General features: G+C 59.7%; 16 protein-coding genes. 2 read left to right on the forward strand and 14 right to left on the reverse strand.

Features of this window, described 5'->3' with window-relative positions; translation table 11 throughout:
• Positions 1 to 117: 117 nt before the first annotated feature.
• A complete protein-coding gene (locus B0B09_RS05725) occupies positions 118 to 1,524 on the forward strand; it encodes a diguanylate cyclase (RefSeq protein WP_076658713.1) in 1,407 nt (468 codons plus the stop codon).
• 49 nt (positions 1,525 to 1,573) lie between these two features.
• Here the strand turns inward: B0B09_RS05725 and B0B09_RS05730 are convergent, their stop codons facing one another.
• The 14 genes from B0B09_RS05730 to B0B09_RS05795 all read right to left on the reverse strand — a co-directional run bounded on the left by B0B09_RS05730 (position 1,574) and on the right by B0B09_RS05795 (position 13,925).
• Complete coding sequence (locus B0B09_RS05730; RefSeq protein ID WP_055293139.1) at positions 1,574 to 1,939, reverse strand: NADH-quinone oxidoreductase subunit A; 366 nt, start codon at positions 1,937 to 1,939, stop codon at positions 1,574 to 1,576.
• A gap of 121 nt (positions 1,940 to 2,060) precedes the next feature.
• Positions 2,061 to 3,002, reverse strand: a complete 942-nt coding sequence (locus B0B09_RS05735) for a hypothetical protein (RefSeq protein WP_076658714.1) — start codon at positions 3,000 to 3,002, stop codon at positions 2,061 to 2,063.
• Between the two features lie 68 nt (positions 3,003 to 3,070).
• Positions 3,071 to 3,856 (reverse strand): crotonase/enoyl-CoA hydratase family protein, encoded by a 786-nt coding sequence (locus tag B0B09_RS05740; protein WP_076658715.1) that lies wholly within the window; start codon positions 3,854 to 3,856, stop codon positions 3,071 to 3,073.
• Positions 3,853 to 4,713, reverse strand: coding sequence for a hydroxymethylglutaryl-CoA lyase (locus tag B0B09_RS05745; RefSeq protein ID WP_076658716.1), 861 nt, complete (start codon positions 4,711 to 4,713; stop codon positions 3,853 to 3,855). The genes B0B09_RS05740 and B0B09_RS05745 overlap by 4 nt, the downstream gene beginning before the upstream one ends.
• Positions 4,713 to 5,357 (reverse strand): glutathione S-transferase family protein, encoded by a 645-nt coding sequence (locus tag B0B09_RS05750; protein ID WP_076658717.1) that lies wholly within the window; start codon positions 5,355 to 5,357, stop codon positions 4,713 to 4,715. The genes B0B09_RS05745 and B0B09_RS05750 overlap by 1 nt, the downstream gene beginning before the upstream one ends.
• Positions 5,354 to 7,264, reverse strand: coding sequence for an acetyl/propionyl/methylcrotonyl-CoA carboxylase subunit alpha (locus tag B0B09_RS05755; RefSeq protein ID WP_076659812.1), 1,911 nt, complete (start codon positions 7,262 to 7,264; stop codon positions 5,354 to 5,356). The genes B0B09_RS05750 and B0B09_RS05755 overlap by 4 nt, the downstream gene beginning before the upstream one ends.
• A gap of 5 nt (positions 7,265 to 7,269) precedes the next feature.
• On the reverse strand, positions 7,270 to 8,832 hold the full coding sequence (locus tag B0B09_RS05760; protein WP_076658718.1) for a carboxyl transferase domain-containing protein: 1,563 nt from the start codon (positions 8,830 to 8,832) through the stop codon (positions 7,270 to 7,272).
• The gene (locus B0B09_RS05765; protein ID WP_076658719.1) at positions 8,829 to 9,293 is read right to left on the reverse strand and encodes a lysozyme inhibitor LprI family protein; all 465 of its coding nucleotides are present in this window, start codon (positions 9,291 to 9,293) and stop codon (positions 8,829 to 8,831) included. The genes B0B09_RS05760 and B0B09_RS05765 overlap by 4 nt, the downstream gene beginning before the upstream one ends.
• On the reverse strand, positions 9,290 to 9,583 hold the full coding sequence (locus B0B09_RS05770; protein ID WP_076658720.1) for a hypothetical protein: 294 nt from the start codon (positions 9,581 to 9,583) through the stop codon (positions 9,290 to 9,292). The genes B0B09_RS05765 and B0B09_RS05770 overlap by 4 nt, the downstream gene beginning before the upstream one ends.
• A complete protein-coding gene (locus tag B0B09_RS05775; RefSeq protein WP_076658721.1) occupies positions 9,580 to 10,131 on the reverse strand; it encodes a hypothetical protein in 552 nt (183 codons plus the stop codon). The genes B0B09_RS05770 and B0B09_RS05775 overlap by 4 nt, the downstream gene beginning before the upstream one ends.
• On the reverse strand, positions 10,128 to 11,291 hold the full coding sequence (locus B0B09_RS05780) for an acyl-CoA dehydrogenase family protein (protein ID WP_076659813.1): 1,164 nt from the start codon (positions 11,289 to 11,291) through the stop codon (positions 10,128 to 10,130). Before B0B09_RS05780 ends, B0B09_RS05775 begins: the two co-directional genes overlap by 4 nt.
• 63 nt (positions 11,292 to 11,354) lie before the next feature.
• Positions 11,355 to 11,948: a DUF6434 domain-containing protein gene (locus B0B09_RS05785; RefSeq protein ID WP_076658722.1), complete on the reverse strand. Its 594-nt coding sequence runs from the start codon at positions 11,946 to 11,948 to the stop codon at positions 11,355 to 11,357.
• 36 nt (positions 11,949 to 11,984) lie between these two features.
• Positions 11,985 to 13,190 carry a DegT/DnrJ/EryC1/StrS family aminotransferase gene (locus B0B09_RS05790; protein ID WP_076658723.1) on the reverse strand — a complete coding sequence of 402 codons (1,206 nt, stop codon included), beginning with the start codon at positions 13,188 to 13,190 and terminating at the stop codon, positions 11,985 to 11,987.
• A gap of 66 nt (positions 13,191 to 13,256) precedes the next feature.
• Positions 13,257 to 13,925 (reverse strand): HAD-IA family hydrolase, encoded by a 669-nt coding sequence (locus B0B09_RS05795; RefSeq protein WP_076659814.1) that lies wholly within the window; start codon positions 13,923 to 13,925, stop codon positions 13,257 to 13,259.
• Positions 13,926 to 14,045: 120 nt separating this feature from the next.
• On the opposite strand from B0B09_RS05795, the gene glmU reads away from it, so the two are divergent.
• On the forward strand, positions 14,046 to 15,389 hold the full coding sequence (gene glmU / locus B0B09_RS05800) for a bifunctional UDP-N-acetylglucosamine diphosphorylase/glucosamine-1-phosphate N-acetyltransferase GlmU (protein WP_076658724.1): 1,344 nt from the start codon (positions 14,046 to 14,048) through the stop codon (positions 15,387 to 15,389).
• Positions 15,390 to 15,391 lie beyond the last annotated feature (2 nt).

The raw sequence follows: 15,391 nt of genomic DNA on the forward strand, positions 1-15,391 counted from the left end.
ACACCGACAAGCGGCAATATGGCCCGAAGAAAGAACTGGCGCAGAGCCGGTACAGATTAATTACCTGTTAACTTTTGTGCTGCATTTTCGCGCGAGTGTAATTTATCGGTTTCCTCAATGCAGTTCGCAGCGCAACGCGCATCCCGTTCCATCGACCCGGCGCATCGGCTTGCGCGACGAATCTTTCTGACATCGGTCACCAACGGATTGGCGGCGATCCTTGTGATTGTCGGGGTCAGTTTCTGGCTGACGGCACATGTGAATACACAGGCAAGCACCACATCGAAAGCCTTGATCAACAGCGCATTAGAAGCGGGCGTTCAATCTGTCACAATCAGCGTACAGGATTATGCCTTTTGGGATTTCGCCTATTTGCTGGTGACAGAACGGCAGAGCCAAGAACTCTATGAAAATTTTGGGACGGGCGCGACATCGTCGCCGACGTTCGATTTCATCTACATCCTCGATGGTGACGGTACAGCACTCTACGCCTACCAGTCCGGTGGCACCGGCTCGGATCTGTCGGTGATCGATTCCCGTCTCGCCGCCCAGCTCTATGCAAGGGTCACGGCAACCGAACCCCACACCTTTAATACGCCGTCAGGATTTGCTTTCGCGGGCGAATATCTGTCAACCGTCGCAGCGGCACGCATCTTGCCCGACGGCGTTGCAGAAGGAGACACACGTGATTTTCCTATTCTCATTGCGGGCAACTGGCTGTCAGAGACCTATCTGCAGAACATGGCAGAGCGGCTCTTGCTGCCAGCGATCTCGATTCACGAGGCCGATACAGAGGTTCCGTTCGACCAATCTGCGTTCCTGCTGCGCGACATAGAGGGTCAGCCAGTGGCCCAGTTGATGTGGACTGCGTTACGCCCGGGGCAAAACCTGCTGCAGACCGCGCTGCCGGTTCTGCTGGCGCTTTGCGCCTTGACGCTTATCGCGACATTGACCGTCGGGCGCGCCTCGTCGATTCAAGCCAGTGAATTGCTAGAGCAAAAGCAATTGGCACGCACCGACAAGCTGACCGGACTGATCAACCGAGCCGGACTTGAAGAGCTAATCACCTCAAAGCCCTTGGTTGATGCCATTGCCAGAGGTCATCTGGCCGTGGTCTATCTTGATCTGAACAATTTCAAAGTGCTCAACGACGCCGAAGGCCATGATGCCGGTGATCTGGCGCTGCAAATATTCGCGGAACGCGTGGTGGGTGCGATCAGGGCAGATGATATCATCGTGCGGATGGGTGGAGACGAGTTCATCTGCATCCTGATTGACAAGAACCCCGGCAAAACGGCCGAAAACATTGTCCGCCGGATCATGGCTGCGACCGCCCCGCCCGTACGGATCGGTGATGCAACCCACGCTCTTCATCCGTCAATCGGCGTTGCTGTCGGCGCGCCAGATCTTGCCTGGCGGGATCTGCAAAAGAACGCGGACCGCGCAATGTACCGCGCGAAGTCCGCCAAAACGCGGGAACCAGTTTTTCACCCGGGTCTCACAAGTCAGTTAAGACCAGTCTAGCGGCATTCACGGGTGCATAAGAAACGGGTGGGCCACATGGCCGACCTGTTTACTCCCACTCAAGCGCGCCCTTCTTCCATTCGTAGGCAAAACCAATGGTCAAAACGGCCAGGAATACCATCATCGACCAGAACGCCGTCATGCTGACATCCTGAAACGCCACGGCCCATGGGAACAGGAACGCAACTTCGAGGTCAAAGATGATGAAAAGGATCGCGACCAGATAAAAGCGGACATCAAACTTCATCCGCGCATCGTCAAAAGCGTTAAAGCCGCATTCATAGGCTGACACTTTTTCAGGGTCGGGGTTCCGCACCGCAACAATGGCCGCAGCAATGATCAGGATCAGGCCCAGCGCAATGGCGAGCCCCAGAAAGATCATGATCGGCAGGTATTCAGAGAGCATTTCCTGCAAGGGATGTTCCTTTCGGCAGGGCGCGCATGACACGCACCGTCTGTTGGCTGCATCGTGCATACCGCCGCCGCCACAAAGGGTCAACCGAGCGGAAGGTCACACCACAGCAATTTGAGAGGATTTATTTCGCGCGGTTGGCCACAGGATGGCGCGGCGACAGCAGTGCACCGGCAACGGAGAGCAGTGACACATTATGCGCCAAACCGTTGGCCCGCGTTTCCTGCCCCAGAATAATGTCGGTCATCTCGGTCAGGTTGTCGGCCTGCTGGTCTGTCAGCCAGAAGATCGCATGCATGCCGAGGGTGAAATCACCCGGCATATCAGTCACCTCAATGCGGCAGCCATTCCGCTCGGGCGTAAAGATTTGCGACGTCACCGTGACAGAGCGGTTTGGCAACACGATCATGACATCATGGCGCGTATCCGTTGACGCGAGCACCTTGGCGTCGACTTTCACGATCATCGGCAAATCGGGGTTCTGCGGATCGGCAGCATGCGATGTGGCAACAGCCACATCAAAGAAACCATTGTCATCCGCAGGACCCGTCATGATGCGGCCGCGGCGGGTTTGCGGCTGCAATGCACACTGGCGGTGCGCCACAGAGACGGAACAGGGCAAGACCTGCTTTGTTTTCAGACGGATTTGCCAAGTAGGCCCCGCATAAGCCACCAGACTTAAGAAAATTTGCAACAGTGCCATCACCACGCCCATCGCGGCAACAGCGAGGCACACCAGCAGGACAAGCGCAGCAGACTGGTGCTCTGCGGGGGCCCAACCTGCAACGATCTTGATCAACGGCATCACGACGATCAGCGCCGTGACCGACAAAGACAAAGCGACTGTCTCAAGTGTGACGTTCGGGAAAAGGACAACATGGCCGACAACCAGCATTGCAACCGACAAACACGCCAGTGTTGCGCGCTCGGGGCTCAACGCGGCAGGATCAAAAAACGCCACGCCCAGCATCACGAGCACAGGAATCGCGACCGCAAGCGCGATCAAGCGGCGCAAACGCATGACGCGATACATCAACTGTTCGGCTGTGGGCCATTCAAATTGCATGTCACTCTCCTACTCCGCAGGCAGAATGCCCTGCGAAATCGGTCAGAAGTGAGACACAATTCTGACAATTATGACGCCGAAGTGACGGCCCAATCGGGTTTTCGCCGCTCAAAAAAGGCAGAAATGCCTTCTTTCGCTGAACGACCCTCCCACTGGGCGATCAACGCGTCGATGGACCGGGCAATCACCGATTCGTCGATAACGGGGCCCAATGTGCGCGCAAAGGCTTTGGCGGCAGCAACGGCATCAGGCGCACATTGCAGATAAGGGGCCACTTCTGCCTCGATCGCCTCATCCAGCGCAGCGACGGGGACAGCTTTGGCGACAACACCCAGATCAACCGCTTCGGCAGCGTCAAAAAGCCTGCCTGACATGAACACCCGCCGCGCCATCGCCTCGCCCATCCGTGCCAGAACATAGGGTCCAATAGTCGCGGGGATCAGCCCCAGCTTGGTTTCCGTCAGCCCGAATTTGGCATGATCCGCCGCAATCGCGACATCGCAAACACAAGCCATGCCCACACCACCGCCAAAGGCGTTGCCCTGCACCCGCCCGATGACCGGTTGTGGCAATGTGTTGATCGCCCCCAGCATCTGCGCGAGGGACTGTGCTGCCACCCGTTTTGCGGCGGCATCCCCTGCCATCTGGTCCTGCATCCAGCCCAGATCACCACCCGCGCAGAACGAAGCGCCCTGCCCTGTCAGAACCACAACACGGATCGCGGGATCGGCCGCAATCCTGGCCGCCACAGCCGTCAAATCATCAATCAGCGCCTGCGACAGCGCATTGTGCTTTTCAGGCCGCGCAAGGGCCAAAGTCGCGACACCGCGCGCATCGACATCCAGCTCTATCATCGCATCCCCTTTGCCATCTGCGCTGCCTGCGCGATCACATCCGCATCCACGCCGGTCTCATACCCCAGCCGGTCCAAAAGCGCCAAGACCGCCTCGGTCGCCACATTTCCCGGTGCGCCGGGCGCATAAGGACAGCCCCCCAAACCACCCACAGCGGTGTCAAAGGCACGCAGCCCCAGATCAAGCGACGCCCCGATATTGGCCAAGGCCAGCCCGCCTGTGTCATGAAAATGCCCCGCAAGATCAGTGGCGGGTGCCACGTCCCGCACCGCCTTCAGCATCGCGGTAACACGTTCGGGTGTCCCTTTGCCGATCGTATCCCCCAATGACACCTGCATCGGCGCAAGATCACGCAGCATTTCAACCGCTCGGGCCACAGCATCCGGCGCCGTTGGGCCATCAAAAGGGCAATCAGTCACGCAAGAGACATACCCCCGCACGGTGACACCTGCGTCCTCTGCGGCCTGCACAACAGGGCGCAGCCGCGCGACAGACTCCGTAATGCCGCAATTCAGATTGCTCTGTGAAAAACCCTCCGAGGCGGAAATGAACACCGCGATATCCGTCGTCATATCAGTACGCCTTGCGGCCAGAAATCCCTCCCAGCCGCGCATATTGGGCACCAGAACCGCATAGCGCACGCCTGCCTGCGGCGTCAGACCCGCCAGCACCTGATCCGAATCCGCCATTTGCGGGACCCACTTGGGGCTGACGAAACTGCCAACCTCGATATCGCGCAGACCCGAGCGGCTGAGCAGATCAATCAGCGCCACTTTATCCGCGACCGCGATCACCCCAGGCTCGTTCTGCAACCCGTCGCGCGGGCCGACCTCGTGGATACGGACATGCGCCGGCATCACCCCTCCCATGGCGGATAAAACGCCTTGGCATAAAGGGCCGGGGCATCCGGCAGGGCCTTTTGAAACGCCGGACGCACCGCAAGACGGGCATACCACGCTGCCAAGGCAGGCAGGTCATCCAGATGCACAAAATGCCTGGCCATATAGACCGCCTGCCCGACGCCGATATCCGCCGCAGAAAAGCCGGATAGCAGATAGTCCCCCGTCAACGCGCCCTCGACCGTGGCCAAGGTTTTCAACAGGCGCTTGGCCTCAAGTTGCATGATGATCGGCGACCGCATGCTGTCATCATAAAGCGCGATATGTTGCTGGGTCAGGGCAGCGGTGTGCTGCGAGATCGTCTCGGCGAAATGGATCCAGTTCAACCACTGTGCGCGCTCTGCGTGACTTGGGTCGCGACCCAAGCCCGCCCGCGGGAAACGCTCGCAGAGATATTCGGCAATCGCCCCGCTTTCAGTCAGGACAACCCCATCAATCTCGAGTGTCGGCACACGACCTGTCGGATTGAGCGAACGGTAGGGTTCCTGCCGCAGCGTCTTGTCGAACGGATAGGTGACGAGATCAAAATCCAGCCCCAACTCATGCAACAGCCACAGGCTGCGCATCGAGCGGGTTTGCGGGCAATGGTGCAACCGGATCATTCCGCGTCCTCCAGCCGGACCATCAATGCACCCGCGGTGACCTGATCGCCCGTGGCCACGCGCACCTCTGCGACGATTCCAGTACGCGGGGCACGTAGCACATGCTCCATCTTCATCGCTTCCAGCACCACCATACGGTCCCCCTCTTGCACGGTGTCACCTGCCTGCACGGCCACATCCCGCACCAGACCGGGCATCGGTGCCAAAACAGCATCACCGCCCAGTGCCGCCCCATTGCGCGCCAGCGGATCGACCACGTCAAAACTGATGCTTCGCGGCCCGAAAACCGTCACGCGCCCTTGGTGCAAAACCGCTCGCACACCCCAATGCCCTGCGCGGCGCTGCAACGACACGACTTGTCCGTCAATGTCCACGCGGCACTGATCCGCACTTTGCACACTCAGAACCGCCACGATATCCACATCACTCTGCCGCAGCAGGATCTGCCGCTGCAAAGGCTCCCACAGGGTGAACCCTGTGAAAGGATCATCCGCGAACCGAGCCGACGTCACTGCCGCAATCGCGATATCGCGCGCAGTCGGGACAACCGCCGCACCAAGCGTTTCACCATGCCGCGCAATCAGCCCTGTATCGACATCACCCGCCACAAAGTCCGGCACACGTGCCAAGCGGCGCAGAAAATCGAGATTGGTCACTGTCCCGGCAACCTGACAGGCATCCAACGCTGCCGACAGCGACCGCAAAGCCCCCGCCCGATCCGGCCCATGCACAGTAATCTTCGCGATCATCGGGTCATACCAGGGCGAAATCTCATCCCCCTGTTCCACGCCGCTATCAATGCGCGCGTCCTTCGGGAATATCAGGTGATCAATAACGCCTGTGGCAGGTAAGAAGCCCGCAGGCACATCCTCTGCATAAAGCCGCGCTTCAAAGGCATGGCCGGTGATTGCAAGGTCCTCTTGCTTGGCGGGCAAAGGCGCGCCCGCCGCGACCCGCAATTGCCATTCCACCAGATCAACGCCCGTAATGGCCTCGGTCACCGGATGCTCGACCTGCAACCGTGTGTTCATCTCCATGAACCAGAACCCGTCGGTGCGCAGCCCGTCACTGCCATCCACGATAAACTCGATGGTACCGGCACCAGCATAGCCGATAGCCTTGGCCGCCTTCACCGCCGCAGCCCCCATGGCAACGCGCACTGCATCGGTCATCCCGGGCGCGGGTGCTTCTTCGATCACCTTCTGGTGACGCCGCTGAAGCGAGCAATCACGCTCGAACAGATGCACCGCATCCGTGCCATCCCCAAAGATCTGCACCTCGATATGGCGCGGTGCGGTGATATATTTCTCAATCAGGACATCGGCGTTGCCAAAGGCCGTGCGCGCCTCGGCCTGCGCAGAGGCAAGGTTTTCAGCAAAATCCGCCGCCCGTTCGACAAGACGCATGCCCTTGCCACCGCCGCCCGCCACGGCCTTGATCAGGACAGGATAGCCGATCTGATCGGCCTCGCCCGCCAGAAAATCGGGGGCCTGGTTTTCGCCATGATAGCCCGGCACAACCGGCACGCCTGCGTCATGCATCAGCGCCTTGGCGGCATCCTTGAGCCCCATCGCGCGGATCGCCTCTGCCGAGGGCCCGATGAATGTCAGACCCGCCGCCGTAATCTGTTCAACAAAGTCCGGATTCTCAGACAAAAACCCGTAGCCCGGATGGATCGCCTGCGCGCCTGAATCAAGGGCCGCCTGAATGATCAGATCACCGCGCAGATAGCTCTCAGCGACAGGGGCAGGCCCCAGCCGCACCGCCTCATCCGCCATGCCCACATGCAAGGCCTGCGCATCCGCATCGGAATAGACCGCCACCGTGCGGACGCCCATGGCGCGGGCCGTGCGGATGATCCGGCAGGCAATCTCGCCACGGTTGGCGATCAGGATTTTGTCAAACATCGCCATCACATCCGGAACACGCCAAAGCGTGTCTCCTCGATCGGTGCGTTCATCGCCGCCGCCAGCGACAGCGCCAGCACCTCGCGGCTTTTGCGCGGGTCTATGATGCCGTCATCCCAGAGCCGCGCACTTGCATAAAGCGGGTGCGATTGTTCGGTGAACATATCGATCGTGGGCTGTTTGAAAGCCGCTTCTTCCGCGGCGGACCATTCCCCGCCGCCGCGCTCGATCGCGTCGCGTTTGACGGTGGCCAGCACACCTGCAGCCTGTTCGCCGCCCATGACAGAAATGCGGGATGTGGGCCATGACCACATGAAATGTGGACTGTAAGCCCTTCCCGACATGCCATAATTACCTGCACCGAACGATCCGCCAACCACCATGGTGATCTTGGGCACCTTTGTGGTCGCCACCGCTGTCACCATCTTGGCCCCGTGCCGCGCGATGCCCTCGTTTTCGTATTTCTGGCCCACCATAAAGCCTGTGATGTTCTGAAGAAACACCAGCGGGATCTTGCGCTGGCTGCACAGTTCCACGAAATGCGCGCCCTTCTGTGCGCTTTCCGAAAACAGCACACCGTTGTTGGCGACAATCCCGCAGGGCCAACCGTCAATATGGGCAAAGCCGCAGACCAGCGTTTCGCCAAAGCGCGCTTTGAATTCATCAAATCTTGAGCCATCGACGATGCGCGTTATGACCTCGCGGATATCATACGGCGTGCGCAGATCGGCGGGGACCACATCAAAGAGCGTATTAGGATAAATCGCAGGAGGTTCGGGCGGTATCCTCTTGGCGTTTATAGACTTTTCCAGATTACAAGAGGCCACCGCCTGCCGTGCCAGCGCCAAGGCATGGGCGTCATCCTCGGCCAGATAATCCGCCACACCGGACAGGCGCGTGTGCACATCACCGCCGCCCAGATCCTCGGATGATACCACCTCGCCTGTCGCTGCTTTCACCAAAGGCGGACCTGCCAGAAAGATCGTGCCCTGGTCGCGGACGATGATCGACACATCCGCCATCGCAGGTACATAGGCGCCGCCCGCTGTGCATGATCCCATCACAACCGCGATCTGCGGGATGCCTTTGGCGGACATCTGTGCCTGATTGTAAAAGATGCGGCCAAAGTGGTCGCGGTCGGGAAACACCTCATCCTGATTGGGCAGGTTGGCCCCGCCGCTGTCGACCAGATAGACGCAAGGCAGATGACACGCCTCGGCGATTTCCTGTGCGCGCAGGTGTTTCTTGACGGTCATCGGATAATAGGTGCCGCCCTTCACCGTGGCGTCATTGCAGACAACCATCACAAGGCGGCCACTCACACGGCCGACACCGGCCACAACACCCGCACAGGGTGCGGCACCGTCGTACATGCCGTGGGCGGCGGTCGCGCCCACCTCCAGAAACGGACTGCCGGGGTCGAGCAGGTTCGCCACGCGGTCGCGCGGCAGCATCTTGCCGCGTTTGACGTGGCGGTCACGGGCGGTTTCCCCCCCGCCTGCGGCGGCGTGGGCGGCAGCGGCGGCAACCTGGGCCAGCGCGGCCTCATGTGTGGCGCGATCGGTCATCGAAGCTGTTCCTCCAGCAGCAAGGTCTGTTCGGCCGTGGTGCGCATCAGACAGGCCAGCAGTGCAGGCCCACCCCCGGTGCCGCCGTTCCATTGGACGAACTCATAGTCGCAGCGGGCATCGCGATAGGTGATCCACGCCCGCTGCATCGTGCGCAAGTTGTCCAGCACCGCTGGCGTCTCCGCATGCTGGGTCAAAAGCCGGGCGTAGACATCATTCAGGCGGGCGTCCCAGAACGCGCGTTCGCGGTCCAGACAAGCGCCCATGACGGGCGTGCTGGACCCGCCGGGAGTGTTGACCATGCAATAGTTGGCTGCCGTACCGATACAGATGTCACGCATTGCGGTCTCGGGCGCGTCATCCATGCAATCAAGCACCGGATCGGGGTAGAACAGAAGATCCTGCGCATGGGTCGGCGCGGCTGCAAACGCTATCAGCAGGGAGAAAACGAGATTTTTCATGCGCTTGGTCCTTGCGGTTCCGGCAGCGCTTCGCCCCGCGGTCCGACAAAGTAGGTGGTGATCAGGCCCGAAGGATGGCTGCAGGTAATCACCATACGGATGCTATCATGCGGGTGCGGCGTCGCTGCGCAATCGGTCGGCTTTGCGCCATCGGGGGCGGACGCGAGATAGGCAGCGGCGTAGCGGTTGATAATCTCTGTCTCGGACGGCACTTGGCCATATTGCAGGCCGAGATATGCTGCCAGAGCGACAAGTGCCGCCAGCGGAAGAAAGAAATAAGCGCGCCTCATCCGTCGGTTTTCCCGCAAAACTGTGCAAAGGCACCGTCCTTCGCCGCCGCGCAAGCCTGCCTGACCGTGAATTCCAGCTCCAAGGCGATCAGCGCGGTTTCACGCATTTCACAAGCCGCTTGATCCGCCTCGGCGGTCGTTGTTTCGGTCTGGCCCACCCGCAGCGCGCATTCCAGCACCACATTCGCCGTTGCCGCAGCCGGATTTGCAACCGACGCACGCAGATCATTATTTTCGCCCTCGGCAAGATCGGCAACCCAAGCCTGCAACCCATTGTAGTTATTTGCTATTCGCCAGTCCCAATAGGCCTGTTCTGCTGCGAGACACGCCATAGGGTCAGCGGTGCAGGCCCGCGCTGAGTAGCCGATACAGGCACGGGCCGCGCGTGTCACAAGCCCGCCGGGACCTTTTGACACTTGATCATTGATGCAGGCATCGGTTTCGGATGCCGCGAAGGCCATACCGTCCAGTTCGACGACAGGCGGCGCGCCAAAGGATTGCGTAAAACCGGCCACAGGCATCACAAGGAACAGCGCAAGCCACTTCATGTCATGGCCGCCATCAATTCGCGGCCCACCAGCATCCGGCGGATTTCCGATGTCCCTGCTCCGATCTCCATCAGCTTTGCGTCACGGAAAAGCCGCGCTACTGGCGCATCAGCCAAAAAGCCTGCCCCGCCCATCGCCTGCACGGCCTGATGGGCCTGTTTCATGGCCTCTTCGCTGGCATAAAGACAGCAGGCCGCCGCGTCCTGCCGCGTGACCGTGCCCCGGTCGCAGGCGCGGGCGACTTCGTAGACATAGGCGCGGGCCGAATTCATCGCCGTATACATATCTGCGATCTTGCCTTGCATCAGTTGGAAGTTTCCAATCGGTTCGCCAAACTGCTTGCGGGTGCTCAGGTACGGCATGACCTCATCCAGACAAGCGGCCATAATGCCAAGCCCGATGCCCGCCAGCACGACCCGTTCGTAATCAAGGCCCGACATCAGGACGCGCACGCCTTTGCCCTCTTCGCCCAACACATTTTCGAACGGGACCGCGACATCGTCAAAAATCAGCTCGGCTGTGTTTGATCCCCGCATGCCCAGCTTGTCGAAATGCGGCGAGGTGGAAAACCCTGTCATCTCTTTTTCGATCAGAAAGGCCGTGATCCCTTTGGACCCCGCCGCAGGATCGGTTTTGGCATAGACCACCAGCGTATCGGCATCAGGACCGTTGGTGATCCAGTATTTGTTGCCGTTCAAACGGTAGTGATCGTTCCGCTTTTCCGCGCGCAACGTCATTGAGACCACGTCAGACCCCGCCCCCGCCTCGGACATGGCAAGCGCGCCCACATGTTCACCCGAAATCAGCCGCGGCAGGTACTTGGCCTTTTGCGCCTCGGTACCGTTCAATTTGATCTGGTTCACACAAAGGTTGGAATGCGCCCCATAAGACAGGCTGACAGAGGCACTGGCGCGGGCGATTTCCTCAATCGCGACCGTATGGGCAAGATAGGACATGCCTGCGCCGCCATAGGCTTCATCCACGGTGACGCCCAATAGTCCCAACTCACCCATTTCAGGCCAAAGTGCTGGGGGAAAGGCATTGGATTGGTCAATCTCGCCCGCCATGGGTTTGACACGGGTCTGCGCCCAGTCATGGACCATATCACGCAGGGCATTCACATCCTCGCCCAGATCAAAGGTCATTGAGGCATGAAACATCGGTTGCTCCAGATTAATTGAACGCTTGTTCATTAATAGGCGCAAAGCGCGCGTTGTGTCGAGTCATTTCTCGTTGAGCAGCTTCAGATCATCTGGCGAAAAAACGTAGGGTCCCGGCTTCGTGCGGCGCAAAGCCCACAAGCGGCGCAGCTCCTTTTGGGTGCCGTCAGGAACATGGGCAAAATAGGCACGTGTATAGGCATTATACTGGTTGTGCGGCTGATCCGGCTGCTTCTTGCCCGCCTTCTTCTCAGCCTCGATTTGCTTTGCAACGTCAACGGCATCAGCCAATGTCCGCCCGACATTCGTTTTCATCCAGTCCATAAAGGGGAGCGAGAACTTGTAACCAGGGATTTCGGCCTGCATGAAACGGCGCATGTTCTGGGTATTTTTGTAGCTATCGGTGATCACTGTCTCGCGCGTCAGGGGCGCACTGTGCCAATCGAATTTCGAGGTCACCTTCCGGGCCTTCTTTACCTCCGTCGGTGGCACGCCATGATCAAGGAAATAGGCAATCCTGTCGGCGATGTCGAATTTGCCGCCGGTCGTCTTCAACCCGTTCGCCCGTGCGAAATCCACAAGCTCTGACTTGAGATAATACCACTGTCGAAAGGTGGCTGCGTCAGCGCATTGCGCAATATCCGGGCGATCAGTCATACCCGTAAAAGTAGAAGCCCCGCGCGATTGTGCAAGTTATTCTGCTGCGACCTGAGCTTGATGGACCGCAGACACCTCGGCGCGGATGATCCGTGCGATCAGTGCGCAATCCTCTTCGGAGAACGTCAGCGGCAGGCGCATATCGACGATGCCGGCAAGAACACGATCCGACGCAGGCATAGGTGCGGACGGCGCATAGCGCCAGCTGTCATAGCGCGAGGTAAAGCCTTTGGGCTCTGCGCCGCCGAACCATTTCAACTCGACCCCGCGCGCCGCACAGCGTGCCAGCACAGCCTCGACCGCGGCAGGTGCCCAATCGAGCAGCAGGAACTGGAACGACGAGGCAACGAACTGCTCTTTCTCGGGACGCGGGATCAACCGCAGCCCCGGTGTTTCGGCCAAACCATCTTCAAGAACGCGATAGCGTGCGTTCCAGCGCGCCGCTTGTGCCGCCAGATTGCGCAATTGCGGGCGCAGGATCGCCGCGCGCAGATTGTCCATCCGGCCCGAGATATTGGGCGTTTCGTATTTGATGTTGGCAAAGGTCGCGACCGGCGGGGCGGCACGATGCTTTTCAAACAGCATATAGCTGCCTGAGAGCATGATCGCCCGGGCCATATCCTCGGGCCCGTCACCAATCAGAAACCCGCCTTCACCGGAATTGATGTGTTTGTAAGTTTGCGTCGAATAGCAGCCAAACCGCCCCCAACGCCCAGATGGCACGCCGTTCCACGCGGCCCCCATGGTGTGGGCGCAATCCTCGATCACATCGACACCGGCGGCATCACAGAGCGCCATGAGCCGCTCCATATCGCAGATATGGCCCCGCATATGGCTGAGCAGCAGCACTTTGGCCTGACCAAGCTTTGCCGCCAGATCATCCAGATCAATCACCAGATCCTCGGTCACGCCGATAAAGACCGGTACAGCACCAACGGCGGCAATCGCACCCGGCACAGGCGCCAGCGTGAAGGCATTGGTCAGCACCTTGTCGCCATGCGCAACACCGCAGGCGCGCAGGGCTGTCGTCATCGCATAACCGCCCGAGGCCACCGCGAGGCAGTATTTGGCACCTACCGTCGCGGCGAATTCCTCTTCCAGCAGGGCTGTTTGCGCAATCTCGTCACCGCTGGTGTTGTAGCGGTGCAAGCGGCCTGACTGCATCACGGCATTGGCCGCAGCGATCCCTTCGGCGGGGATCGGTTCCTGCTGGGTGAAACTGCCTTTGAAAATCTCGGTCATAGGGGCACTCTGATGCGGTTTACACCTGCATCAAAGCATCACTTTCCCCCCGCGCATAGGGCCAATTCACCCGATCAGGCGGGCCACCACTGCGTCCAGTTCATCGTAGTGATCAATCGTGGCCTCGGGATCAAGCGCCAGCACATCATCACGGCCCGGGCCAAACGTGACCAAGACCGACGGCACGCCGGCATTGCGCGATGTGTCACGGTCGGTGGCCGTATCCCCCACCAGAAGCGAGCGCGCAGGATCGCCGCCCGCACGGCGCACGGCCTCGAAATGATGTGCAGGGTCGGGTTTGCGTACAGGCAGCGTATCGGCCCCGATCAGTGAGCCGAATGCATCACGCACCCCGAGACTGCGCATCAGCGTTTCGGCCAACCCTTCGGGTTTGTTCGTCGCGATCCCAACAGCATAATCGGCAGAGAGAAGGCGTTCGACCGCATCCATCGCACCGGGGTAAAGCACGGTGTGGGTATCAATCGCTTGCGCATAGGCGGCCAGCAACACGGGATATTGCGCATCCACCTCGGCCTGCCCGAACCCTTCAACGCGCGAAAAGCCCAACGTCAGCATGGCCCGCCCGCCGCGCAGTGCTGTGGCGGCATCGGTCGCATGATCCAGCAGATCGCCCAAACCCAGCCCGCGAAAGCAGCTATTGGCAGCGGCAATCAGATCGCCGCTGGTATCTGCCAGCGTGCCGTCAAGATCAAAGATTACAGTGCGTTTTGTCATCAGCTTTCCCTTTGTTGCCATTCACTCTGTAACGCCCTGTAAACTGATGTGAACCCCCTTCCCCTTGTGATACTGAAAAAGGGCAGTAGAAGGCAGTGAACAACAAGGTTCGAGGCAGCAATGGCAACCGCATTGATCATCTTAGCCGCAGGTATGGGCACGCGCATGAATTCCGACCTGCCCAAGGTCCTGCATGAAATCGCAGGCGCGCCGATGTTGGTGCACGCCATGAAAGCGGGTGCTGCACTTGAGCCTGCTCAAACGGTTGTCGTGGCAGGGCACGGTGCCGAGCGGGTCACAAAAGCGGCCAAGGCCTATGATCCCGACGTCACGGTCGCGATCCAGTCCGAGCAACTGGGCACCGCCCATGCGGTCGGTCAGGCGCGCGCGGCATTGGCTGGCTTTGATGGCGACGCGCTGGTGCTTTATGGTGATACGCCGTTCATTCGGCCTGAAACGCTCGCTGCAATGAGCGCGGCACGATTGACCCATGACATCGTCGTTCTGGGCTTTGAAGCAGCCGATCCGGGCCGATACGGGCGGTTGATCCTGAAGGATGATCAACTTGATCAGATCGTCGAATTCAAAGATGCATCTCATAAGGAACGCGCCGTAACACTCTGTAATAGCGGTGTAATTTCAGCAGATAGCGCTTTGCTTTTTGATCTTATCGATGCCGTCGGAAACGACAATGCCGCCGAAGAATACTATCTAACCGATATCATCGGGATAGCGCGCGCGCGTGGATTGTCCGCCACGGTCGTGACCTGCGATGAGGCGGAAACGCTTGGCATCAATTCCCGCGCCGAACTTGCGCGTGCCGAGGCGCTTTACCAGCAAAATGCGCGCAGCATGGCCCAAGATGACGGCGTGACACTCACCGCGCCCGAAACAGTCTTTTTTGCCCATGATACCGTCATAGGCCGCGATACAGTGATCGAACCTCATGTGGTTTTCGGCCCCGGTGTAAGTGTCGAATCCGGCGCAACCATCCGCGCCTTTAGCCATCTGGAGGGTTGCCATGTCGCACGCGGCGGGGTCGTCGGCCCCTATGCGCGGCTGCGCCCCGGCGCGGAACTGGCCGAGGACGTCAAGATTGGCAATTTCGTGGAAATCAAGAACGCGCAGATTGCCGAGGGTGCGAAGGTCAACCACCTGTCCTATATCGGCGATGCCACAATCGGCGCGCGCAGCAATATCGGCGCGGGCACGATCACCTGCAATTATGACGGCGTGTTCAAACACCACACGACAATCGGGCAGGATACGTTTATCGGATCGAACACCATGCTTGTGGCCCCTGTCACCGTCGGCGATGCAGCCATGACCGGCAGCGGGTCCGTGGTGACCAAGGACGTGCCCGCCGGTGCCTTGGCTGTTGGTCGCGCGCGACAGGAAAACAAAGCGGGCTTTGCCATACGCCTGTTCGAAAAACTCAAAGCACGCAAAGCAAAAGGGTCTTAACC

The sequence above is a fragment of the Yoonia rosea genome (assembly GCF_900156505.1).
GTDB classification, from domain to species: Bacteria; Pseudomonadota; Alphaproteobacteria; order Rhodobacterales; family Rhodobacteraceae; genus Yoonia; species Yoonia rosea.

What these genes read in the sequence shown, in the direction of transcription:
- B0B09_RS05725 (WP_076658713.1), top strand. Translation starts at nt 118, where the DNA reads ATGCAGTTCGCAGCGCAACGCGCATCCCGTTCCATCGACCCGGCGCAT.
- B0B09_RS05735 (WP_076658714.1), bottom strand. Translation starts at nt 3,002, where the DNA reads ATGCAATTTGAATGGCCCACAGCCGAACAGTTGATGTATCGCGTCATG.
- B0B09_RS05740 (WP_076658715.1), bottom strand. Translation starts at nt 3,856, where the DNA reads ATGATAGAGCTGGATGTCGATGCGCGCGGTGTCGCGACTTTGGCCCTT.
- B0B09_RS05745 (WP_076658716.1), bottom strand. Translation starts at nt 4,713, where the DNA reads ATGCCGGCGCATGTCCGTATCCACGAGGTCGGCCCGCGCGACGGGTTG.
- B0B09_RS05750 (WP_076658717.1), bottom strand. Translation starts at nt 5,357, where the DNA reads ATGATCCGGTTGCACCATTGCCCGCAAACCCGCTCGATGCGCAGCCTG.
- B0B09_RS05755 (WP_076659812.1), bottom strand. Translation starts at nt 7,264, where the DNA reads ATGTTTGACAAAATCCTGATCGCCAACCGTGGCGAGATTGCCTGCCGG.
- B0B09_RS05760 (WP_076658718.1), bottom strand. Translation starts at nt 8,832, where the DNA reads ATGACCGATCGCGCCACACATGAGGCCGCGCTGGCCCAGGTTGCCGCC.
- B0B09_RS05765 (WP_076658719.1), bottom strand. Translation starts at nt 9,293, where the DNA reads ATGAAAAATCTCGTTTTCTCCCTGCTGATAGCGTTTGCAGCCGCGCCG.
- B0B09_RS05770 (WP_076658720.1), bottom strand. Translation starts at nt 9,583, where the DNA reads ATGAGGCGCGCTTATTTCTTTCTTCCGCTGGCGGCACTTGTCGCTCTG.
- B0B09_RS05775 (WP_076658721.1), bottom strand. Translation starts at nt 10,131, where the DNA reads ATGAAGTGGCTTGCGCTGTTCCTTGTGATGCCTGTGGCCGGTTTTACG.
- B0B09_RS05780 (WP_076659813.1), bottom strand. Translation starts at nt 11,291, where the DNA reads ATGTTTCATGCCTCAATGACCTTTGATCTGGGCGAGGATGTGAATGCC.
- B0B09_RS05785 (WP_076658722.1), bottom strand. Translation starts at nt 11,948, where the DNA reads ATGACTGATCGCCCGGATATTGCGCAATGCGCTGACGCAGCCACCTTT.
- B0B09_RS05790 (WP_076658723.1), bottom strand. Translation starts at nt 13,190, where the DNA reads ATGACCGAGATTTTCAAAGGCAGTTTCACCCAGCAGGAACCGATCCCC.
- B0B09_RS05795 (WP_076659814.1), bottom strand. Translation starts at nt 13,925, where the DNA reads ATGACAAAACGCACTGTAATCTTTGATCTTGACGGCACGCTGGCAGAT.
- glmU (WP_076658724.1), top strand. Translation starts at nt 14,046, where the DNA reads ATGGCAACCGCATTGATCATCTTAGCCGCAGGTATGGGCACGCGCATG.